Origin of the sequence: Metapseudomonas otitidis, assembly GCF_011397855.1 — a bacterium.
Classification (GTDB): domain Bacteria; phylum Pseudomonadota; class Gammaproteobacteria; order Pseudomonadales; family Pseudomonadaceae; genus Metapseudomonas; species Metapseudomonas otitidis.
This window is the reverse complement of the sequence record NZ_AP022642.1, coordinates 2331942-2353577: the sequence shown is the minus strand read 5'-3', so window position 1 is coordinate 2353577 and position 21636 is coordinate 2331942. Positions and strand designations below refer to the sequence as shown.

The window sequence follows — 21636 nt, the reverse complement described above, 5'->3', positions numbered from 1 at the left end:
CGGGGTCCCCTCCCCTTCCGCCTCCAGGCAGGTGAAACCAGCAAGACCATGGCGCCAGCCGGCAAGTACCGGCATCATCGGCAGCCTGCTCCAGCGGGCGACCCGCCGCCGCACCCCATCAAGGACGAAGCCGTGCACCCAAGACCCGACCTGCTGTTCATCCCCGATTACCTCGACGAGCCGGACAGGCACTTGCGCCAACTGCTCGAAACGGTCACCTGGGACACCCGCATGCGCGCGCGACGCACCGCCAGCTACGGGGTCGCCTACAACTACTCGCAGATCCACTACCCCGCCACGCCACTACCGGCCTGGGCCCAACGGCTTGGCGATCACCTGCAGCCGGTCATTGGCTTCTCTGCCAACAACTGCCTGCTCAACCTCTACGAAGACGGCCAGTCATCCATGGGCTTTCATTCCGATGAGTGCGAGGTGCTGGAGCCCGGCACCGGGGTGGCCATCCTCTCCCTCGGGGACTCCCGCGAGATCCGCTTTCGCAGCAAGGCCGACCGCGAGCACGAAGTGGCCTGGACGCTACCGTCCGGCTCGCTGCTCTACATGGACCAGGCCGTCCAGGTCCACTGGCTGCACGCCATTCCCCGGACCGAAGCCGCCGGCCCGCGTATCAGCCTCACCTTCCGCCGCCTGCGGGCAGCGCCTTAAGGCAGGCGGACCCGCCGACGGGTGCTGACGAACAACCCCCAACTGGCCATGAACAGCGCCGCCACCAGCGGGCCGATGACGAAGCCATTGAGGCCGAACAGCGAAATCCCGCCCAGGGTGGAGAGCAACACCAGGTAGTCCGGCATGCGCGTGTCCTTGCCCACCAGGATCGGCCGCAGCAGGTTGTCCACCATGCCGATCACCAGCACGCCCACCAGCACCAGCACCACGCCCTGCCAGAGGTCACCGCTGAGCATCAGCCAGGCCGCCACCGGCGCCCAGATCAGCCCCGAGCCCACCGCCGGCAGCAGGGACAGGAAGGCCATCAGCACGCCCCAGAGCAATGCGCTGGGGATGTCCAGCAGCCAGAACACCACGCCACCCAACCCGCCCTGGATCACCGCCACCACCACGTTGCCCTTGACCGTCGCCCGCACCACACGGGTGAACTTCAGCTGCAGGCGACGCTTGTGGTGATCCGCCAGGGGCACCGCCATGCGGATGTGCCGCACGATTTCCGGGCCGTCGCGGAGGAAGAAGAACAGCAGGTAGAGCATCAGGAAGAAGCCGATCACCACCTGGAAGGTGTCCTGCCCGATGGAGAATGCCTGGGTCGCAAGGAACTGGCTGCCCTGGGTGGCAGCGCCCACCAGGCGGTCACGCAGGCCGTTCAGGTTGTCCAGGCCGAAGCGCCCCAGCTGATGCTGTAGCGCCTGCGGGAGCAGGTCGATGAAGCGTTCCAGGTACATGCCCAGGTCCAGCTCGCCGGACTCCAGTCGGCTGTACAGATCGGCCCCCTGCTGCACCAGCAGCAGGCCGATCAGGCACACCGGGATGATCGCCACCAGCAGGCATACCCCCAGGGTCAGCAGCGCCGACAGGTTGCCGCGCCCACCCAGGCGCAGGGCCAGGCGGCGTTGCAGTGGTGCGAACACCACCGCCAGCACCACCGCCCAGAAGGCGGCGCCATAGAACGGCAGCAGGATCCAGATGAAGGCCAGGGAGACCAGTACCAGCAGCAGGATCAGCGAGCGAAGTTCGAGGGGATAGCGAGAGGCGGACATGGGCGGGCGGTATCCAGTGGGGTTACCGGTTTAGTCCGCCAGTGTCGGCACAAAGTGCGAAGACTTTGCAGGTGCAGCGCCCGAAAGCGCCAGGGGTGGAGTCGCCTTGGCCCGGGCTTCAGCCCGGAACGCGAATAGCCTCGCGCCCCGAGCCGAACAAGCCGGCAATCAGATGCGGAACTGACGCACCAGCGCACCCAGGCGTTCGCCCAGGGCGGCCAGGGAGCGGGCGGTCTCGGCACCCTGGCGGGTGTCGTCGGCGACGCTGTCCACGGCAACGGCGATCTGGTGCACGCTGCGGTTGATCTCCTCGGCCACCGCCGTCTGCTCCTCGGCGGCGCTGGCGATCTGCGCGTTCATGGCGTTGATGGTGCCGATCAGACCGGCAATGGCGTCCAGCGAGGCGCCGGCCTGGTTGGCCTGCTCGCTGGTGACCTCGCCGGCATCGCTGGAGCGGCGCATGGCGGTCACCGCGTCCTGGGTGCCCTGTTGCAGGCGGTCGATCATGCCCTGGATTTCCTGGGTGCTCTGCTGGGTGCGGCTGGCCAGGGCGCGCACCTCGTCGGCCACCACGGCAAAGCCACGACCGGCCTCGCCCGCACGGGCGGCCTCGATGGCGGCGTTGAGGGCCAGCAGGTTGGTCTGTTCGGCAATGGAGCGGATCACCCCCAGCACGCTGACGATGGACTGCACGTCCTGCTGCAGGCTGTCCAGGGACACGCCGCTCTCGCGGATATCGCCCACCAGCGAATGGATACGGGTGATGCTGCCGTCCACCACGCGCTTGGCGGCCTGGCCTTCCTGGTCGGTCTTCTGTGCGGCCTCGGCAGCCCCCTGGGCGCTCTGGGCCACCTCATGGGCAGCGGCGCTCATCTCGTTGATGGCGGTGGCCACCTGGTCGGTCTCGTGGCGCTGGCGCTCCATGGCCTGCTCGGAGCGGTGGGCCTGGGCGGACACCTGGTCCACCAGGCCGGTGAGCTGCACGGTCATCTCGACGATCTGGCGCACCAGGCCGTGGATCTTCTCGACGAAGCGGTTGAAGGAGCCGGCCAGCTCGCCCAGCTCGTCCTGGCTGTTGATCGGCAGGCGGTGGGTCAGGTCACCGTCACCGGCGGCGATGTCGTCAAGGTTGGCCTTGATCTGCTGCAACGGACGCAGGAAGGCGTTGGCCAGGGTCGTGCCGACGATGCCGAACACCACCAGCAAAATCGCCGCAATCACCACGATGCTGGTGAGGATGGTGCTGATGCGCGCGTCGATCGCCTCCTGCACCTCGGCCACCTGGGCCTCGACGCCGTCCAGGTTCACCGCCGTGCCCAGGGCCATGTCCCACTTGGGCAGGTAATAGCTGTAGCCGAGCTTGGGCACCTGCACGCTCTCGTTGCCCGGCAAGGGCGAGCTGTAGAAGACGTAGCGGCTGTCATCCTTGGCGACCCGGACCAGTTCGTCGTTCACAGCCACGCCGTTGACGTCCTTGCGGCCGGAGAAGCTCTTGCCCACGTCCACCGGGCTGTCGCCACGGAACAGGCGGATCACCTGGGAGTCGTAGGCGAAGAAGTAGCTGTCCTTGCCGTACTTGATCTTCTTCAGGATCTCGATGGCTTTTTCGCGGCTCGCCATGTCACTGGCGGCCGACGCGTCATACAGCATCTGCACCGAGCCCAGGGCGATCTGCATGTAATGCTGCAGTTCACGGCGGTTCTCATCGATCAGACGCTCGCGGGTTTCCTTCACCTCACCCTCGGCGAGGCTCAGCAGGACCTTGGCTGCTGCGCCGCTGAGCACGACGGCGAACAGTATCACCGGCGCGAGCGCCAGTAGCAGGACCTTGGTTTTGAGTGTCAAGCGCATGTATCCATTCCTCAGGGCGGCAGACCGGGAAAACGAAAGGGGACAGCCGAGGTATCGGCTGTCCCTTCATTAGCTATAGCGAATCGTGGGGAAAACGCGGCGGAACGAGCGCTCCGTCACAACACCATGGCCGCCAGCCAGCCGAAGGCCAGCAGGGGCAGGTTGTAATGCAGGAAGGTGGGCACCACGGTGTCCCAGATGTGGTTGTGCTGGCCGTCCACGTTCAGGCCGGAGGTAGGGCCCAGCGTCGAGTCGGAGGCCGGCGAACCGGCGTCTCCCAGTGCGCCGGCCGTGCCGACGATGGAGACGATGGCCAGCGGGCTGAAGCCCAGCTGCAGGCACAGCGGCACGAAGATCGCCGCGATGATCGGCACCGTGGAGAACGACGAGCCGATGCCCATGGTCACCAGCAGCCCCACCAGCAGCATCAGCAGTGCGCCAAGCGCCTTGCTGTTGCCGATCAGCCCGGCGGAGGCCTCCACCAGGGTGGCCACTTGGCCGGTGGCACGCATCACCTCGGCGAAGCCGGCGGCGGCGATCATGATGAAGCCGATCATCGCCATCATCTTCATGCCCTCGGTGAACAGGTCGTCCACCTGGCGCCAGCGCACCACGCCGCTGGCGGAGAACAGCAGGAAGCCCACCAGTGCGCCGACGATCATCGAGTCCAGCCACAGCTGCACCACGAAGGCGGCGACAATGGCCGCCCCGGCCGCCAGCAGGCTGCGGCGGTCGTAGGCCACCTCCACCTGCTCGGCGGCGGCGATGCGCTCCAGGTCGTAGACGCGCTTGCGCCGGTAGCTGAACAGCACCGCGATCAGCAGGCCCGCGACCATGCCCAGCGCCGGGATGGCCATCGCCTGGGTGACGCTGACGCCACTGATGTCCGCCCCGCTGCGGGCCACGTTGGCCAGCAGGATCTCGTTGAGGAAGATGTTGCCGAAGCCCACCGGCAGGAACATGTACGGCGTGATCAGACCGAAGGTGATCACGCAGGCCACCAGCCGGCGGTCGATCTGCAGACGGGTCAGCACGTACAGCAGCGGCGGCACCAGCAGCGGGATGAAGGCGATGTGAATCGGCAGGATGTTCTGCGAGGCGATCGCAACGCCCAGCAACAGCGCCACCAGGCCCCATTTCAGGGCACCGCCGCCGTTGCCATCCTGGCGCCCCACCAGCGCCAGCACCCGGTCGGCCAGCGCATGGGCTAGCCCGGAGCGGGAGATCGCCACGGCAAAGGCCCCCAGCATCGCGTAGGACAGCGCAACGGTTGCACCACCGCCCAGCCCCTTGTTGAAAGCCTCCAGCGTGCCGTCCACGCCAAGCCCACCCAGCAGGCCGCCCACCAGCGCACCCAGGATCAGCGCCAGCACCACGTGCACGCGCAGCAGGCTCAGCACCAGCATCACGCCGACTGCCACGATCACCGCATTCATTCCACTCTCCCGAAGGCCGCCCTGTTCAAGGAGAGCGGCAAAAAAAGCGGCGTACTCTGCCGAAAGCGAACGATACTGTCAAAACGGATACATGTTCAGAATGCTGAACGATGCGTGCATAATCCTTGCATGCTGCGCCCGCAGCAGTCGTTTCGAGTTGGAAGCCCCATCGCCAGGACCGGCCTGATCAAGTATGTGGCCAACTGGCCGATAGCCGCCTTGTAGTCTGACGAGAAGAAGGAAAAGACCATGCCGTTCAGTCGCCTTTCCATCCAGTGGAAGATCACCCTGCTCGCCGGCCTCTGCCTGCTGGCCATCGTGACCCTCCTGGTAGGCGCCTCCCTCTACCAGTCCAAACGCAGCGCCGAACTGGTGAAGGCCTCCAGCTCCCAGATGCTCGACCAGAGCGCCCGACAACGGATGCAGGCGCGTGGCGAACTGCAGGCCATCCGCATCCAGCGCTACTTCATGGACGCCTACCAGTACGGCAAGGGTTTTTCCCGCCAGATACTGTTCCTCAAGGAACAGGCCGAGAAGCGCTTCCTCGACGCCTTCGACCTGCGCGAGGACCTGACCCGCCAGGTGCGCACCAGCCTGGAGGCCAACCCCAGCCTGCTGGGCCTCTACGTGGTCTTCGAGCCCAACGCCCTGGACGGCAAGGACGAACTGTTCACCGAACAGGGCGAGCTGGGCAGCAACGAAAAGGGCCGCTTCGCCCTCTACTGGTCCCAGGCCACGCCCGGCAAGCTGCTGTCGGAAACCATGGACGAGAAGATGCTCGCGGACAACAGCACCGGCCCCAGCGGCTCGCCCTACAACGCCTGGTACACCTGCCCCATCCAGACCCGCGACTCCTGCGTGCTGGAGCCTTATTTCGACGAGGTCGGCGACCGCAAGATCCTCATGACCAGCATCGCCTTCCCGCTGATCCAGAACGACAAAGTCATCGGCGTCATGGGCCTGGACATCAGCCTCGACAGCCTCCAGCAGCTCAGCCAGCAAGGCAGCCAGGAGCTGTACGACGGCAAGGCCCACATCAGCATCCTCAGCCCCGCCGGCCTGCTCGCCGGCCACAGCCAGGACATAGGCAAGCTCAGCCAGAAGCTCGACGCCGTCTTCGGTACCGACGCCGCCGCCCTCACCACTGCCCTCCAGAGCGGCAAGCCCAGCAACGTCGACAAGGACGGCATGCTGCGGGTGATGGAGCCCTTCAAGCCGATCCCCACCGCCTCGCCCTGGAGCGTGCTGCTGGAAGTGCCGGACAAGGTGCTGCTCGCCCCCGCCATCAAGCTGCAGAAGGAGCTGGACGCCCAGCGCGACGCCAGCAGCCTGGTTTCGGCCCTGATCGGCCTCGCCGCCGCCGTACTCGGCCTCGGCCTGATGTGGCTCACCGCCCTCGGCGTCACCCGGCCGATCCTCGGCGTGGCCGCCATGCTGAAGAACATCGCCAGCGGCGAAGGCGACCTCACCCGCCGCCTGGAGTACGCCCGCCAGGATGAACTGGGCGAGCTGGCCGGCTGGTTCAACCGCTTCCTCGACAAGCTGCAGCCGATCATCGCCGACGTGAAGCGCTCGGTTCAGGATGCCCGGGGCACTGCCGACCAGGCCTCCTCCATCGCCGAGCAGACCAGCGCCGGCATGCAGCAGCAGTACAAGGAAGTCGACCAAGTGGCCACCGCCTCCAACGAGATGAGCGCCACTGCCCACGACGTGGCCCACAGTGCCGCCCAGGCCGCCGAAGCCGCACGGGGCGCCGACCTGGCCACCCAGGAAGGCCTGGCGATGATCGACCGCACCACCAGCGCCATCGAGCAGCTGGCCAGCGAGATGAGCGCCGCCATGGAAGAGGTGCAAGGCCTCTCCAGCAGCAGCGAGCAGATCGGCTCGGTGCTGGAAGTGATCCGCGCCATCGCCGAGCAGACCAACCTGCTGGCCCTCAACGCCGCCATCGAAGCCGCCCGCGCAGGTGAAGCCGGCCGAGGCTTCGCCGTGGTCGCCGACGAGGTGCGCAGCCTGGCCAAGCGCACCCAGGACTCGGTGGAAGAGATCCGCCAGGTCATCGAGGGCCTGCAACACGGCACCCGCGAAGTGGTCGGCTCCATGCACAGCAGCCACCGCCAGGCCCAGAACAGCGTCCAGCAGGTCGGCCAGACGGTGACCTCGCTGCGCAAGATCGGCGATGCCGTCACCGTGATCACCGACATGAACCTGCAGATCGCCAGCGCTGCCGAGGAGCAAAGCGCCGTGGCCGAGGAGATCAACCGCAACGTCGCCGCCATCCGCGATGTCACCGAATCCCTCTCGGTGCGGGCTCGGGAGTCGGCCGAGGTCAGCCAGAACCTCAACCGCCTGGCCAACCACCAGCAGGGCTTGATGGACCAGTTCAAGGTCTGACGCCATCGGCTCCATGCCCTGGCACGCCGGCGCTTGTTCGCCGGCGTGCCGCTCGCTAGCCTGCCTCTCCCCTTCCTCGTTCCTGCAAGGACAACACAATGCTCAACTACGCCATCGTGGCCGGCTCCAGCCGCGCCAACAGCCAGTCCGGCAAGGTCGCCCGCTTCATCCGCCAACGCCTGGTCGACCTGAAGCTGGCCGATGAGGCCGGCACCTCGGTCATCGACCTCGGCCAGCAGCCGCTGCCACTGTGGCCCGCCGAAGACACCGGCCCCTGGGTCGGCTTCCAGCAACAGCTGAAGGCCGCCGACGCGGTGGTGATCATTGCCCCCGAGTGGAACGGCATGGCCTGCCCGGCCATCAAGAACTTCTTCATCTATGCCAGCAAGGCCGAACTGGCCCACAAGCCGGGGCTGCTAGTGGGCGTCTCCTCCGGCATCGGCGGCGGCTACCCGATCAGCGAGCTGCGCGCCTCCAGCTACAAGAACTGCCGCCTCTGCTACCTGCCCGAACACCTGATCGTCCGCGGCGTGGAGAAGGTGCTCAACGGCGCCGAGGTGGCCAGCGAAGACGACCAGCGCATCCGCGACCGCCTGGACTACGACCTGGACATCCTCGCCAAGTACGCCACCGCCCTGCAGCCGGTGCGTGCCAGCATCGACTTCAGCAACCCCGCCTTTACCAACGGCATGTAAGCGCGCCGGCCCCGCCACACTGCGCGGGGCCGTCCCTCACAGCGCCCGCCCCTTACAGCGAAAGCGCCCGCTGCACCACCGCACCACGCGGATCACCGCTGGGGCCCACCAGCGCGTAGTTGTAGCCATTGCGCGACCAGTAGCGCGCCTCCAGGTCACCGTCCTGGCGGCTGCCGCTGGGCATCTCGGCATAGAGCGCGCCGGGCGAGCGCAGGTACAGGCTGACCCGCTGGCCGTTGGCATCCTCGAACAGCAGGATCGCCGCCGCCCCCTGCTCGTTGGTCAGCAGCCGCCCACCCACCGGGCGCAAGCCGTAGGGCGACAGGTCGGGAATGCGCGACGCGTGGGTGAAACGCCGGTCCAGCCAGGCCTGGAGGTTGCCGGCATCGCCCTGCACATCCACCGCGACGCTGCCCAGGGCGAACAGGCGGTGTGCCTCCAGGGCGTCCTGCATGGGCGGGATGTCCGCCAGCAGGGTCTGCTCACGGGCCTGCCAGCCACCCACGCCCCCCAGCCCCAAGGCCAGCAGCAAGGCGGCCGCCGTCGCCCACTGGCGCCGTTGGCGGGCCAGCCGCGCACGGCGGATGGCACGCGGGTCCAGCGCCGGGTTGGGCGGCAGCCCCTGCAGGTCGGCGAGGCCGGCACGCAGGTGCTGCATATCCTGGCGCCAGCCCTCCACCTGGGCGGCAGTCTCGGGGTGGCGGGCCAGCCAGGCCTCCACCAGGCGGGCCTGTGCGGGGTCGAGCTGGCCGTCCAGGTAGGCGTGGAGATCGTGTTCGCTGGGTTCGAAGGAAGTCATTTGAGTATCCGCAACGAAGGGGATGCGATTTCGCCCTCGGCCAGCGCGCGCAGGGCCTTGCGCGCGCGGGAGAGGCGGGACATGACGGTGCCGATGGGCAGGTCCAGGGCCTCGGCGGCCTCCTTGTAGCTGAGCCCCTCCACCCCCACCAGCACCAGCAGCGCGCGCTGCTCGGCCGGCAGGCGGGCGAAGGCATCGAGGGTCGAGCGTGCCTCCACCTGCGCCTCCAGCGACGGGGTCTCGTCGGCACCGGCCAGGCCGAAGAAGCCCAGCACCTTGGCGTAGCGCCGAGCGCGCCGCTGCCCGTCGAGGAACTTGCGGTAGAGGATGGCGAACAGCCAGGCCCGCAGGCTCTCGGCCTGGCGCGGCCCCTGGCGATCGCCCAGGGCACGCTCCACCGTGGCCTGCACCAGGTCATCGGCACTGGCGGGCTCGCGGGTCAGCCAGAGGGCAAAACGGCGCAGGCGCTGCAGCAGTTCGCGAAGTTCGTCGTCATCGATGTCATGCATGGGGAACGGGGCTCGGGGCAAGGATGCTGTGGAGGAAGACGCCCCAGCCGCAACTTTATTCCAGCCGGCGGGAATAAATCCTCCGCTCGTACGTCCCACCGGCTCAATGACCTGGCCAGAGGAGCCATCCATGACCCCTTCCCCCCTCAGCCGCGCCCAGCTCGCCGGCCGGCTCTCGCTGATCGGCCTGGCGGTCGCCGGGCTGGCCGGCGCCTTCGCCTGGACCGCCGGCTGGATCGGCCCGCAGCGCCTGACGCCGCAACGCATCATCGACACCTTCGAAGCCAACGCCGGCCACTACCCCGGCTACCGCAAGAACCACGCGAAGGGCCTGTGCATCAGCGGCCAGTTCCAGTCCAGCGGCGCGGCCGCCGCCTATTCCCGTGCCCAGGTCTTCGCCCCGGGCGACATCCCGGTGACCGGGCGCCTGGCCATCGGCGGCAGCAACCCCTTCGCCGCCGATGCCAGCGTGCCGGTGCGCAGCCTGGCCCTGCGCCTGCGCAGCGCCGACGGCCAGGAGTGGCGCACCGGCATGAACACCCCAGCGGTGCTGGCGGTGGGCACGGTGGAGGCCTTCTTCGAGCAGGTACTCGCCTCGGCCCCCGATCCGGCCACCGGCAAGCCCAACCCGGCGAAGGTGCAGGCCTTCTTCGACGCCCACCCGGAGAGCGCGGCCTTCCGCCAGTGGGCCCAGGCCAACAAGCCGTCCAACAGCTTCGCCAACGCCCGCTACCACGGCCTCAATGCCTTCCGCCTGGTGAACGCCGAGGGCCAGGCCCGCTACGTGCGCTGGGCGATGGTGCCGGAAGCGCCCTACGAACCCCTGGACGCCCAGGTGGACGACCCGGACTTCCTCGCCCACGACCTCCACCGCCGCCTGGCCCAGGGCCCGCTGCGCTGGCACCTGGTGCTGACCCTGGCCGAGGACGGCGACCCGGTGGACGACCCGTCCCGCGCCTGGCCCGCCGAGCGCCAGCAGGTGGAGGCCGGCACCCTAGTGATCGACCGCGCCCAGCCCGAGAACCAAGGAGACTGCCGCGACATCAACTTCGACCCGCTGGTGCTGCCCGACGGCATCGAGCCCTCGGCCGACCCGATCCTCGCCGCCCGCTCGGCCGCCTACGCCGTGTCCTTCAACCGCCGCACCCACGAAGGCGCCCCCGCCCCTCGCCCCGGAGCCCAGCCATGAATTCCACCCGCCCCGTCTTCACCCCGCTCGCCCGCCTGCTGCACTGGCTGATGGCGATCCTGATCCTGGCCATGCTGTTCATCGGTGCCGGCATGGTGGTGGAGCTCAGCCCCTGGCACACCACCCTGGTGGCCGTGCACAAACCGCTGGGTGTCGCCCTGCTGGTGCTCGCCGTGCTGAGGCTGGGCGTACGCCTGCGTCGGCCGGTACCGCCACTGCCGACCGACATGCCGGCCTGGCAGCAACGCCTGGCCCACGCCTCCCATGTACTGCTCTACGGCCTGATGCTGGCCATGCCCCTGGTGGGCTGGGGCATGCTCTCCGCCGGCGGCTACCCGGTGCAGCTGGGCAGCGCCCTGCAGTTGCCGGCCATCGCACCGCACGACGCCCAGCTCTACGCGGTGCTGCGCAGCGCCCACCGCTGGCTCGCCTACCTGTTGCTGGCCTGCGTCCTGGCGCACCTGGGCGCCGCGCTGTTCCACGGCCTGGTCCGTCGCGACGGCGTGCTCGGCAGCATGCTCGGGGGCCGCTGAACGGCGTGATCCGGCCCAAACCAATCCAGACGGCCGTGGTCTAGGAGCTGTACGCACCCTCCATTCCCGACGCGGCAGGCCGGCAAGCGGCCTGTCGCGGAATGGGCGGTGCCTGGCCTTCACCCTGGAGAACCTCCGTGAGCCGCATCCCCTGCCTTCTGATCACCCTGCTGTGGTGCGCCGGCAATGCCCTGGCGTCCAGCGACGATGCCTGGAAACAGCACGACCGCCGCGTCCTGGCGGCCTGCACCGCCGTCAGCAAACTCAAGGATGCAAAGCCCGCCGGCCAGCCCGTGGTGTTCGACGACCGCCTCGGCCTCACCGCGCTGATGATCACCGGGCGCTACCCCCAGCCGCACATGAAAGGGCGTAGCGGCAACGAGCTGTGCCTGTACGCCCGCAAGACCGGCAACGCCTACATCAGCGAAGCCGATCGCCTGGTGGGCAGCGGCACGCCCTGAGCCCAGGGTCGCCCTGGCGACGGGCGTGCTCTATCATCGCGGCCTTTTCACAGCACCCGAGCCGCACCATGAGCGAACCGACCACCCTCCTCGACACCCTCGGCAACAGCGACATGCTGGAGATCGACGGCCTGCATGCCTGGCAATTCGACCTGGTCGACGGGGCCCTGCGCATCGAATGCATCGACGGCCGCGACCGTCGCGTCTGGCAATTCAGTGCCGAGCAGGTGCAGCAGGCCCGCGCCGAAGCCGATGGCAGCTGGCGGATCGACAGCGACCAGGGCGAGCACCACCTGGTGTGCATGGAGGCCTTCAGCGGCAGCAATGACGACGATGAAGAAGACGAGGACGAGGCGCCCGAGCAGGCCTGAACAGGCTCAGCTCACCACGTTGCGCAGGTAGCGCAGGGGCGCTGTGCCCAGGTTCGAGTAGGCATAGGGCTGGCTGCTGGCGAACACATGGAAGTCCCCGGCGCGGACCGTCACCGGCCCCTCCGGCAGTTCCAGCGTCAGCTCCCCCTCGATGACGTAGACCATCTCCCGCCAGCCCTCGGCATCCGCCTCCGAGGCGTAGCGCTCGCCCGGCTCCAGGGCCCAGGACCACAGCTCCACCTCGCGCCGCGCCGGGGCGCTGGCCAGCAGCACGGCGCGGCTGCGCGGGTCCTGGCCGACCCAGGCCACCGCTTCGATGCGCGAGCGATCCGGGCGGCTCGGCGCCTGCACCAGGTCGGGGAACAGCACCCCCAGGGCCTCGGCAATGCGGTCCAGGGTCGCCAGGCTGACGTTCACGTCCCCGGCCTCAATGCCGACGATCATCCGCCGGCTCACCCCGGACTCCGAAGCGAGCGCATCCTGGCTCATGCCCAGCGCCTTGCGCAGGCGGCGAACGTTCTCGGAGACGTGTTCCAGTACGTTGGGACGGTCCATGGCCTTGGGCAATATATTGCTCATTGAGATGAATTTGCGCATTATGTTGCACATCCCGGCGCACCACAAGCACGCGCCCTTCCCTGCCTGATCCGGAAAACCATGACCCAGTCCCGCAACCTGGCCGCGACGCTCCTGCCCGTCGGCGTGCTGATCATCGCCATGACCTCCGTGCAGAGCGGCGCGTCCCTGGCCAAGAGCCTGTTCCCCCTCATCGGCGCCGAAGGCACCACCACCCTGCGCCTGGTGTTCGCCGCGATCTTCCTGATCCTGGTGCTGCGCCCGTGGCGCGCCCGCATCAACACCGGCGCCCTGGGCAGCGTGGTGGCCTATGGCGTGGCCCTGGGCTTCATGAACCTGCTGTTCTACATGTCCCTGCGCACGGTGCCCCTGGGCGTGGCAGTGGCACTGGAGTTCACCGGACCGCTGGCGGTGGCGATCTTCTCCTCGCGGCGCCTGCTGGACTTCGTCTGGATCGCCCTGGCGGTGGCCGGCCTGTTGCTGCTCCTGCCGGTGGGCGCCAACGCCAGCGGCATCGACCCGCTGGGCGCTGCCTACGCGCTCGGCGCCGGCGTGTGCTGGGGGCTGTACATCATCTTCGGCCAGCGCGCCGGGGCGGACCACGGCATGCAGAGCGCCTGCCTGGGGGTGATCGTTGCCGCCTTCGCCGCCGCCCCCTTCGGCGTGGTCCATGCCGGCACCGACCTGCTCAACCTGGCCCTGATCCCCACCGCGCTGGGGGTGGCGCTGCTCTCCACGGCCATCCCCTACACCCTGGAGATGTACGCCCTGCAACGCATGCCGGCGCGGACATTCGGCACCCTGATGAGCATCGAGCCGGCCCTGGGGGCGCTCTCCGGGCTGCTGTTCCTCGGTGAAAAGCTGACGCTGCTGCAGTGGGCCGCCATCGGCGCCATCATTCTCGCCTCGGTGGGCACCACCGCGAGCATGAAGCGCAAGGAAGAAGTGCAGGGACTGATTCCCGCCGACTGAGCGCAAACCCCTTGCCGAGCGAAGCCCTCCTGCGCAAGGCTATCGCCCTGCCTTGCGCCCCCACAGGATCGTCCATGAACAAGTTCCCCTACGTTTCCACCGGCTGCCGCCCGGTCAACTGGCAGCTGGACCAGATCGTCAGCGAGTTGCGCAGCGCCCGCGAAGAGTGGCGCAGCCGCAACGGTCGCGGCCAGGATCGCGGCGGACGCGAGCTGCCCTCGCGCACCACCATCGGCCAGATCATCGAAGCCATCAGCGGCGCGCTCTTCCCCATGCGCCTCGGCCCGGCGGACCTGCGCGAGGAAAGCGAAGACTTCTACGTCGGCCACACCCTGGACGTGGCGCTAAACGCCCTGGCCGGCGAGGTACGCCGCGAGCTGGGCTACACCGCCCGGCAGAACAGCACCAGCGCCGCCGACATCGAGTGCGAGGCCATCACCATCGTCCAGGGTTTCGCCGCCGCCCTGCCGCAACTGCGCCGCCTGCTGGACAGCGACGTGCTGGCCGCCTTCCAGGGCGACCCGGCCGCCCGCAGCGTCGACGAAGTGCTGCTGTGCTACCCCGGCATCCACGCGGTCATCCACCACCGCCTGGCGCACTACTTCTACAAAAACGGCCTGCCGCTGGTGGCACGCATCATCGCCGAGATCGCCCACTCGGCCACCGGCATCGACATCCACCCCGGCGCCACCATCGGCAAGAGCTTCTTCATCGACCACGGCACCGGCGTGGTGATCGGCGAAACGGCGATCATCGGCGAGCGCGTGCGCATCTACCAGGCGGTGACCCTGGGCGCCAAGCGCTTCCCCGCGGACGAGTCGGGCAACCTGCAGAAGGGCCAGCCCCGCCACCCCATCGTCGAGGACGACGTGGTGATCTACGCCGGCGCCACCATCCTCGGGCGCATCACCATCGGCAAGGGTTCAGTCATCGGCGGCAACGTCTGGCTGACCCGCAGCGTGCCGGCCGACAGCAACATCACCCAGGCCAGCCTGCAGAGCGACTGCGGCGCCTGACCGGTACGCGCCGTGGCCCCCTCGCCACGGCGCGCCCCCGGACGGACGGCACGCGGGCAGCCGATGAATGACCGGTCCTGGCCACTGGCCAGTGGCCTGCATTGATCTAGCATCCAAGGGACGACAGCAGTCACGTCGCTCCCGGTTGCACGACCCGGCCCGGCTCGCCGGGCACGCCATGGACAGGCGCCCTGAAACCATGGCACCCACCGATACAGCCCCAGAGGTCCTACGTGACACCCCCGGCGACGAGCTTCACCCCCCTGCTGCACCTGGTGCGGCGGTTTTTCCGTGTGCGTGCGGCAGCCCTGCTGAGCGCCGAGGGCCTGCTCGCCTGTGACGGATTACCTGCGGAACAGGTCGTGGCCGCCTGCCATGGGCAATCGCCCGAGCTGCGCGCCCTTCATCACCAGCCCCTGCCCGGCACCGACGCCCGCCTCATCCTGCTCGATACCGCCCCCCTGGCAGACGACCTCGACACCACGGCCCTGGCCGACTTCGCCCGCCTGGCGGCCGAGTTGCTGGACCAGCAGCAGCGCCTGCAACGCATGCAGGACGAGACCACCGCCCTCAAGGAAAACGAGCAACGCCTGGCCCTGGCCGTGGCCGGCAGCGGCACCGGCATCTGGGACCGCGACGTGGTCAACGGACGCATCCACTACTCGCCGGGCTGGAAGTCCATGCTCGGCTACGCCGTCGGGGAAATCAGCGACCGCATCGAGGACAGCTACGGCCGCATCCATCCTGATGACCTGGACTACGTGCGTCGCACCATGCTCGACCACTTCGAGCAGCGCACCCCCGACTACCAGGTGGAACACCGCCTGCAACGCAAGGACGGCAGCTACATCTGGGTCAGCAGCCGCGGCAAGGTGGTCGAGCGCGACGAACAGGGCCGTGCCCTGCGGATGATCGGCACCACCACCGACATCACCGAGATGAAGCGCATGGCCCGCCGGCTGGAACAGAACATCGAACTGCTGACGGACCTCACCAACGAGATCCCCGGCATGGTCTTCCAGTACCTGCGCCACCCCGACGGCAGCGGCGAATACCGCTACGTCAGCGCCGGCAGCCTGGACATCTACGGCCTCTCTCCCGAACAGGTGAAGGTCGGGCGCGAACGCATCCTCGCGCTGATCCACCCCGACGACCTGCCGGGCTACCTCAACGCCCTGGAAACCTCCGCCATGGCCCTCACCCCCTGGCACCGGGAATACCGCGTGTGCCTGGCCAGCGGCGAAGTGGGCTGGCGCCTGGGCAATGCCCACCCCAAGCGCCTGGGCGATGGCAGCGTGCTCTGGCACGGCTTCATCACCGACATCAGCGAGCAGAAGCGCATCGAGGCCGAGCTGCAGGCCCTGGCCATCACCGACTTCCTCACCCAACTGCCCAACCGCCGGCACTTCATGACCCGCCTGGAAGAGCAGCTGGCCCGCCTGCAACGGCCCGGCAACAGCGGCGCAGCACTGCTGATGTTCGACCTGGACCACTTCAAGGGCATCAACGACCGCTGGGGGCACAGCGCCGGCGACGAGGCCCTGCGCCACTTCGCCGCCCTGCTCAGCGAGCAGATGCGCCGGGTCGACTTCGCCGGGCGCATGGGCGGCGAAGAGTTCGCCGTGGTGCTCAACGACGCCGACCACCGCAGCGCCATGGTCTTCGCCCAGCGCCTGCAGCAGCGCCTGGAAGACGTGCCACTGCTGTACCAGGGCGAGCGCATCCCCCTGACGGTGAGCATCGGCATCACCACCCTGGGCGCCGACGACATCACCGCCGCCGGCGCCCTGTCCCGCAGCGACATGGCCCTGTACCGGGCCAAGGCGGAAGGCCGCAACCGCATCGAGGTGCACTGACGCACCATCCGTCCGGACGCCACACGGCAGCTTGACCGCATTCAGGGAGTGAAATTACTGTATTTATATACAGTAATTTCCGACACACCCTCCCATGTCCACCGTCGTCGCCCTCGACCGCCTGTTCAACGAGCGCCGCCTCTGGCGCGGCCAGGCCACGCCCGCTGCACCTGCCAGCCGCTACCCCAGCGGGCACGCCGCGCTGGACGCCGTACTGCCTGGCGGCGGCTGGCCGGAAGCGGCCCTGAGCGAGCTGCTGGTGGGCCTGCCCGGTGTCGGCGAACTGAGCCTGCTGCTGCCCACCCTTGCCCGCCTCAGCCAGGCCGGTGAGCGCATCGTGCTGGTGGGGCCGCCCCACCTGCCCTACCCGCCCGCCTGGCAGGCCGCCGGGGTGGACCTGGGTCAGCTCAGCCTGGTCCAGGCCCAGGGTCGGGATGCCCTGTGGGCCGCCGAGCAGTGCCTGCGCTCCGGCAGCTGCGGCGCCGTGCTGGCCTGGCCGGACCGGGCCGACGACCGCGCCCTGCGTCGCCTGCAGGTGGCCGCCGAAAGCGGCCAGACCCTGGCCTTCGCTTACCGCTCCCTGGGGGAAGCCCAGAACCCCTCGCCCGCCGCCCTGCGCCTGGCCATCGAAGCCAACCCGGCGCGCCTGCGGGTGATCAAGTGCCGGGGCGGCCAGCCCAGTGCCCGACCGATCCCGCTGGATGCGCGGGTGGGACCCTGACCGTGCGCTGGGCCTGCATCCTCTTGCCCCAGTTGGCGCTGGACGGCGTGCTGCGCGGCCGGGATGACCGCCAGGTGCCGCTGGTGCTGCTCACCGGTCCCGCCCAGCGGCGCATCCTGCAGGCGGTCAGCGAGCCGGCGCGGGCCCTGGGACTGCTCCCGGGGATGGCCCTGAGCGCCGCCCAGGCCCTGACCTCAGGCTTCGAACAGGCCGAGTACGACACCGAGGCCATCGAGCGCTGGCGCTTGTTCCTCGCCGCCTGGGCCTACGGCTTCAGCTCCCAGGTCAGCCTGCACTACCCACGCTGCCTGCTGCTGGAGGTGCACAGCAGCCTGGGTCTGTTCGGCCCCTGGCCACGCTTCGAGGCCCGCCTGCGGGCCGAGCTGCAAGCCCTGGGCTTTCGCCATCGCATCACCCTGGCACCCAACCCGGCGGCTGCACGCGCCCTGGCCAACGTGCACGACGGCCTGGCCGTGGACGACCCGGCCCTGCCCTCGGCCATCGGCGCGCTGCCGCTTGCCCGCATCGGCCTGGAGCCGTCGCAGTCCACCGCCCTGGCCCGCATGGGCCTGCGCCAGGTGGCGCAGGTGCTGGCCCTGCCGCGCAACGAACTGGCACGGCGCTTCCCGGCCGGGGTGCTGCAGCACCTCGACACCCTGCTCGGCCGACAGCCCCAGGCGCTGGCCTTCTACCGCCCGGCGGATCGCTTCAGCACCCGCATCGAGCTGAACTTCGAGGTGGAGTCCGCCCAGGCTCTGCTCTTCCCCCTGCGCCGCATGACCGCCGACCTGGCTGCCTACCTGGCCAGCCGCGACCAGGGTGTGCAGCGCTTCAGCCTGTACCTGGAACACCGCACGGGCGCGCCGACCCTCGTCGAGGTGGGCCTGCTGAATGCCGAACGCGAGGCGGCCCTGCTGCTGGAATTCGCCCGCGGCCGCCTGGAGGCCCTGCAGCTACCCAGCCCGGTCATCGCCCTGCGCCTGGACGCGGAAGACCTGCCGGCCTTCGTGCCGGACCGTTACAGCCTGTTCGATGACCGCCCCCAGCAGAGCCTCGGCTGGGAGCAACTGCGCGAACGCCTGCGCGCGCGCCTGGGCGACGACGCCGTGCAGGGCCTGATGACCCAGGCCGACCACCGCCCCGAACGGGCCTGGCGCCCGGGCTTCGTGCCCCTGGCGACCCCGCTGCCGGCCACGGGGCCACGCCCGGCCTGGCTGCTGGCCGCGCCCCAGCCCCTGCCGGAGGGCTCGGTGCGCCTGCTGGGCGGGCCCGAGCGCATCGAGTCCGGCTGGTGGGACGGTGACGACATCCGCCGCGACTACTACCGCGTGCTGACCCACCGGGGCCAGCAGGGCTGGGCCTTTCGTCCGCTGGGTGAAACAGGCCCGCTGCAGTTGCAGGGCTGGTTCGCATGAGCGCGCCGGACTACGCCGAGCTGCACTGCCTGTCCAACTTCAGCTTCCAGCGCGGTGCCTCCAGCGCAGCGGAACTCTTCGAGCGCGCCCGGCAACTGGGCTACCGCGCCCTGGCGATCACCGACGAATGCACCCTGGCCGGTGCCGTGCGGGCCTGGCAGGCCGCCAAGGCCACGGACGTGGCGCTGATCCTCGGCAGCGAGCTGCAAGGGCCTGGCGGCGAGCGCCTGGTGCTGCTGGTGGAGGACATCACCGGCTACCAGGCGCTGTGCCAGTTGATCACCCGCGCCCGCCGACGGGCGCAGAAAGGCGACTACCTCCTGCTGGATGCGGACTTCGAAGTGCCCCTGGAGGGGTTGCTGGCGATCTGGTTGCCCACGCCGACCAGCTGCCCCGAGGCCGGCCAGCGCTGGCTGGCGCGCTTCCCCGGCCGGCTGTGGCTGGGCGTCGAGCTGCACCGGGGGGCGGACGACGACGTCCGGCTGCAGCGCCACCTTCACCTGGCCCGCCAGCTGGCGATACCGGCGGTGGCCTGTGGCGACGTGCACATGCATGCCCGGGGCCGGCGCGCCCTGCAGGACTGCATGACTGCCATCCGCCATCACCTGCCTGTCGCCGAGGCCGGGGCACGCCTGTTTCCCAACGGGGAGCGGCACCTGCGCCGCCGCGAGGAGCTGGCCGCGCTCTACCCGCCCGAGCTGCTGGCCGAGACCCTGCGCATCGCCGAACGCTGCCGCTTCGACCTGGGCCAACTGAAGTACCACTACCCCCGCGAGCTGGTGCCGGAGGGCCATACACCCGCCACCTGGCTGCGCCAGCTGGTGGAAGACGGCGCGCGCTGGCGCTGGCCAGGCGGTGCCAGCGAGAAGGTCCGCACCCAGGTCGAGCATGAGCTGGCCCTGATCACCGAGCTGGGCTACGAAAGCTACTTCCTCACCGTCCACGACATCGTCCGCTTCGCCCGGGAGCAGGCCATCCTCTGCCAGGGCCGAGGCTCGGCGGCCAACTCGGTGGTGTGCTTCGTGCTCGGCATCACCGAACTGGACCCGGCCCACAGTCGCCTGCTGTTCGAGCGCTTTCTCTCCCGCGAGCGCAAGGAGCCGCCGGACATCGACGTCGACTTCGAGCACGAGCGCCGGGAAGAGGTCATCCAGTACGTGTTCCGCCGCTACGGCCGTGATCGGGCCGCGCTGACCGCCGTGGTCAACACCTACCACGCCGCCGGTGCGGTGCGTGACGTGGCCAAGGCCCTCGGGCTGCCGGCCGATGCCATCAACGCCCTGGCCATCTGCTGTGGCCGCTGGAGCGACCACCTGCCCACCGAGGCACGCCTGCGCGAGGCGGGCTTCGACCCGGGCAGCCCGCTGCTGCACCGCATCCTGGTGCTGTGCGGCGAGCTGATCGGCTTCCCCCGCCACCTGTCCCAGCACCCGGGAGGCTTCGTCATCTCCGAGCACCCGCTGCCGACGCTGGTGCCGGTGGAGAACGCCAGCATGGCCGAGCGCACGGTGATCCAGTGGGACAAGGACGACCTCGATGCCGTCGGCCTGCTCAAGGTGGACGTACTGGCCCTGGGCATGCTCAGCGCCCTGCGCCGCTGCTTCGACCTGCTGGCCGCCTACCGGGGCCAGCGCTGGACCCTGGCCAGCCTGCCCCGGGAAGACGCGGCCACCTACGCGATGATCAGCAAGGCCGACACCGTCGGGGTGTTCCAGATCGAGTCGCGTGCGCAGATGGCCATGTTGCCGCGCCTGCGGCCGCAGACCTTCTACGACCTGGTGATCCAGGTGGCCATCGTCCGCCCCGGCCCGATCCAGGGCGACATGGTCCACCCTTACCTGCGCCGGCGTAACGGCGAGGAAAAGGTGGAGTACCCCTCCAAGGAGCTGATCCCGGTCTTCGAGCGAACCCTGGGGGTGCCGCTGTTCCAGGAGCAGGTCATGGAGCTGGCGGTGGTGGCGGCGGAATACACCCCCGGGGAAGCGGACCAGTTGCGCCGGGCCATGGCTGCCTGGAAACGTCATGGCGGGCTGGAGCCGCACCGCATCCGGCTGACCGAGCGGATGCTGAAGAAGGGCTACACCCCCGAGTTCACCGCGCGCATCTTCGAGCAGATCAAGGGCTTCGGCAGCTATGGCTTTCCCGAGTCCCACGCGGCCAGCTTCGCCCTGCTCACCTACGCCAGCTGCTGGCTCAAGTGCCACGAGCCGGCAGCCTACGCCTGCGCCCTGGTGAACAGCTGGCCGATGGGCTTCTACAGCCCCGACCAGGTGCTGCAGGACGCGCGCCGCCACAGCATCCGCGTGCGCCCGGTGGACGTGCGCTACAGCGACTGGGATTGCAGCCTGGAGGACGAAGGCGAGCCGCAGCCGGCCATCCGTCTCGGCCTGCGCCTGGTGAAAGGCTTCCGCCAGGACGACGCCGAGGCCATCGGACAGGCACGCCGGCAAGCCCCCTTCCAGGACGTGACCGACCTGTGCCTGCGCGCCCGCCTGGATGCCCGCGCCCGTGAGCGGCTGGCCGATGCCGGCGCCCTGCGGGCCCTGGCCGGGCACCGTCACCGCGCGCGCTGGGCCATCGCCGCCGTGGAGCCGCAACTGCCGCTGTTCGCCGCCCTGCCCGCTCCGGTCGAAGCGCCGGTAGCCCTGCCGCTACCCAGCGTCGGCGAGAACCTGATGGCCGACTACGCCACTCTCGGCACCACCCTGGGACCCCACCCGCTGACGCTGCTGCGCGGCGCCCTGCGGGCCCAGCGCTGCCGCAGTTCGCGGGAGCTGGCCGAGGTGGAATCGGGGCGGCCCATCAGCGTCGCGGGCCTGGTGGTCGGCCGGCAGCGCCCGCAAACCGCCAGCGGAGTGACCTTCGTCACCCTGGAAGACGAGTTCGGCATGATCAACGTGGTGGTCTGGCGCGACCTGGCCGAACGCCAGCGCCAGGCCTTGCTGCGCTCGCAGCTGATGCGGGTGGACGGTCACTTCGAGTGTGCGGACGGGGTGCGCCACGTGATCGCCGGACGCCTGCGGGACCTGTCAGAACTGCTGACCGGGCTGGATGTGCGCAGCCGGGACTTCCACTGAGCAGAAGCCCGGCTGGAGCGATGGCGCCTCGTGAAGGG

Annotated in this window: 19 protein-coding genes; 13 read left to right on the top strand and 6 right to left on the bottom strand. The window is 69.3% G+C overall.

All coding sequences use genetic code 11. The features are described 5' to 3' along the window. Window positions 1-132 precede the first annotated feature (132 nt). Window positions 133-663 (top strand): alpha-ketoglutarate-dependent dioxygenase AlkB, encoded by a 531-nt coding sequence (locus PotMrB4_RS10855; protein WP_232060821.1) that lies wholly within the window; start codon window positions 133-135, stop codon window positions 661-663. On the opposite strand, the gene PotMrB4_RS10850 is transcribed toward PotMrB4_RS10855, so the two are convergent. The 3 genes from PotMrB4_RS10850 to PotMrB4_RS10840 form a co-directional block, all read right to left on the bottom strand. Next, window positions 660-1727, bottom strand: a complete 1068-nt coding sequence (locus PotMrB4_RS10850; RefSeq protein ID WP_172433244.1) for an AI-2E family transporter — start codon at window positions 1725-1727, stop codon at window positions 660-662. The genes PotMrB4_RS10855 and PotMrB4_RS10850 overlap by 4 nt on opposite strands. Window positions 1728-1895: 168 nt before the next feature. Continuing rightward, a complete protein-coding gene (locus tag PotMrB4_RS10845; RefSeq protein WP_172433243.1) occupies window positions 1896-3578 on the bottom strand; it encodes a methyl-accepting chemotaxis protein in 1683 nt (560 codons plus the stop codon). Window positions 3579-3694: 116 nt separating this feature from the next. Next, entirely contained in the window at window positions 3695-5014 is a 1320-nt protein-coding gene (locus PotMrB4_RS10840) for a Na+/H+ antiporter family protein (protein WP_074969559.1), read from the bottom strand. 249 nt (window positions 5015-5263) lie between these two features. Between PotMrB4_RS10840 and PotMrB4_RS10835 the strand changes: the two genes are divergently transcribed. Next, window positions 5264-7408, top strand: a complete 2145-nt coding sequence (locus tag PotMrB4_RS10835; protein ID WP_172433242.1) for a methyl-accepting chemotaxis protein — start codon at window positions 5264-5266, stop codon at window positions 7406-7408. A gap of 98 nt (window positions 7409-7506) precedes the next feature. Further along, window positions 7507-8103, top strand: coding sequence for an NADPH-dependent FMN reductase (locus PotMrB4_RS10830; RefSeq protein WP_172433241.1), 597 nt, complete (start codon window positions 7507-7509; stop codon window positions 8101-8103). A 52-nt stretch (window positions 8104-8155) separates the two neighbouring features. Here PotMrB4_RS10830 and PotMrB4_RS10825 read toward each other — a convergent pair whose 3' ends face one another. Then, window positions 8156-8902, bottom strand: coding sequence for an anti-sigma factor family protein (locus PotMrB4_RS10825; protein WP_172433240.1), 747 nt, complete (start codon window positions 8900-8902; stop codon window positions 8156-8158). Continuing rightward, entirely contained in the window at window positions 8899-9411 is a 513-nt protein-coding gene (locus PotMrB4_RS10820) for a sigma-70 family RNA polymerase sigma factor (RefSeq protein WP_074969551.1), read from the bottom strand. The genes PotMrB4_RS10825 and PotMrB4_RS10820 overlap by 4 nt, the downstream gene beginning before the upstream one ends. Before the next feature lie 130 nt (window positions 9412-9541). Between PotMrB4_RS10820 and PotMrB4_RS10815 the strand changes: the two genes are divergently transcribed. From PotMrB4_RS10815 to PotMrB4_RS10800, 4 genes are all read left to right on the top strand, one after another. Continuing rightward, window positions 9542-10600 (top strand): catalase family peroxidase, encoded by a 1059-nt coding sequence (locus PotMrB4_RS10815; protein ID WP_172433239.1) that lies wholly within the window; start codon window positions 9542-9544, stop codon window positions 10598-10600. Next, window positions 10597-11133, top strand: coding sequence for a cytochrome b (locus PotMrB4_RS10810; protein WP_172433238.1), 537 nt, complete (start codon window positions 10597-10599; stop codon window positions 11131-11133). Before PotMrB4_RS10815 ends, PotMrB4_RS10810 begins: the two co-directional genes overlap by 4 nt. Window positions 11134-11270: 137 nt before the next feature. Then, a complete protein-coding gene (locus tag PotMrB4_RS10805) occupies window positions 11271-11594 on the top strand; it encodes a hypothetical protein (protein ID WP_172433237.1) in 324 nt (107 codons plus the stop codon). 68 nt (window positions 11595-11662) lie between these two features. After that, entirely contained in the window at window positions 11663-11965 is a 303-nt protein-coding gene (locus PotMrB4_RS10800) for a DUF5629 family protein (RefSeq protein ID WP_074969545.1), read from the top strand. A 6-nt stretch (window positions 11966-11971) separates the two neighbouring features. Here the strand turns inward: PotMrB4_RS10800 and PotMrB4_RS10795 are convergent, their stop codons facing one another. Continuing rightward, window positions 11972-12562 (bottom strand): helix-turn-helix domain-containing protein, encoded by a 591-nt coding sequence (locus tag PotMrB4_RS10795; protein WP_172433236.1) that lies wholly within the window; start codon window positions 12560-12562, stop codon window positions 11972-11974. Between the two features lie 60 nt (window positions 12563-12622). On the opposite strand from PotMrB4_RS10795, the gene rhtA reads away from it, so the two are divergent. From rhtA to PotMrB4_RS10765, 6 genes are all read left to right on the top strand, one after another. Then, on the top strand, window positions 12623-13513 hold the full coding sequence (rhtA, locus tag PotMrB4_RS10790) for a threonine/homoserine exporter RhtA (RefSeq protein ID WP_044404225.1): 891 nt from the start codon (window positions 12623-12625) through the stop codon (window positions 13511-13513). A gap of 74 nt (window positions 13514-13587) precedes the next feature. Beyond that, window positions 13588-14529, top strand: coding sequence for a serine O-acetyltransferase EpsC (gene epsC, locus PotMrB4_RS10785; protein ID WP_074969541.1), 942 nt, complete (start codon window positions 13588-13590; stop codon window positions 14527-14529). A 362-nt stretch (window positions 14530-14891) separates the two neighbouring features. After that, window positions 14892-16385 carry a sensor domain-containing diguanylate cyclase gene (locus PotMrB4_RS10780; protein WP_232060820.1) on the top strand — a complete coding sequence of 498 codons (1494 nt, stop codon included), beginning with the start codon at window positions 14892-14894 and terminating at the stop codon, window positions 16383-16385. Between the two features lie 94 nt (window positions 16386-16479). After that, the gene (imuA, locus tag PotMrB4_RS10775; RefSeq protein ID WP_074969537.1) at window positions 16480-17106 is read left to right on the top strand and encodes a translesion DNA synthesis-associated protein ImuA; all 627 of its coding nucleotides are present in this window, start codon (window positions 16480-16482) and stop codon (window positions 17104-17106) included. Window positions 17107-17108: 2 nt separating this feature from the next. Then, window positions 17109-18521, top strand: coding sequence for a Y-family DNA polymerase (locus tag PotMrB4_RS10770; RefSeq protein ID WP_172433235.1), 1413 nt, complete (start codon window positions 17109-17111; stop codon window positions 18519-18521). After that, window positions 18518-21598 (top strand): error-prone DNA polymerase, encoded by a 3081-nt coding sequence (locus tag PotMrB4_RS10765; RefSeq protein ID WP_172433234.1) that lies wholly within the window; start codon window positions 18518-18520, stop codon window positions 21596-21598. The genes PotMrB4_RS10770 and PotMrB4_RS10765 overlap by 4 nt, the downstream gene beginning before the upstream one ends. The last annotated feature ends 38 nt before the right edge of the window (window positions 21599-21636 follow it).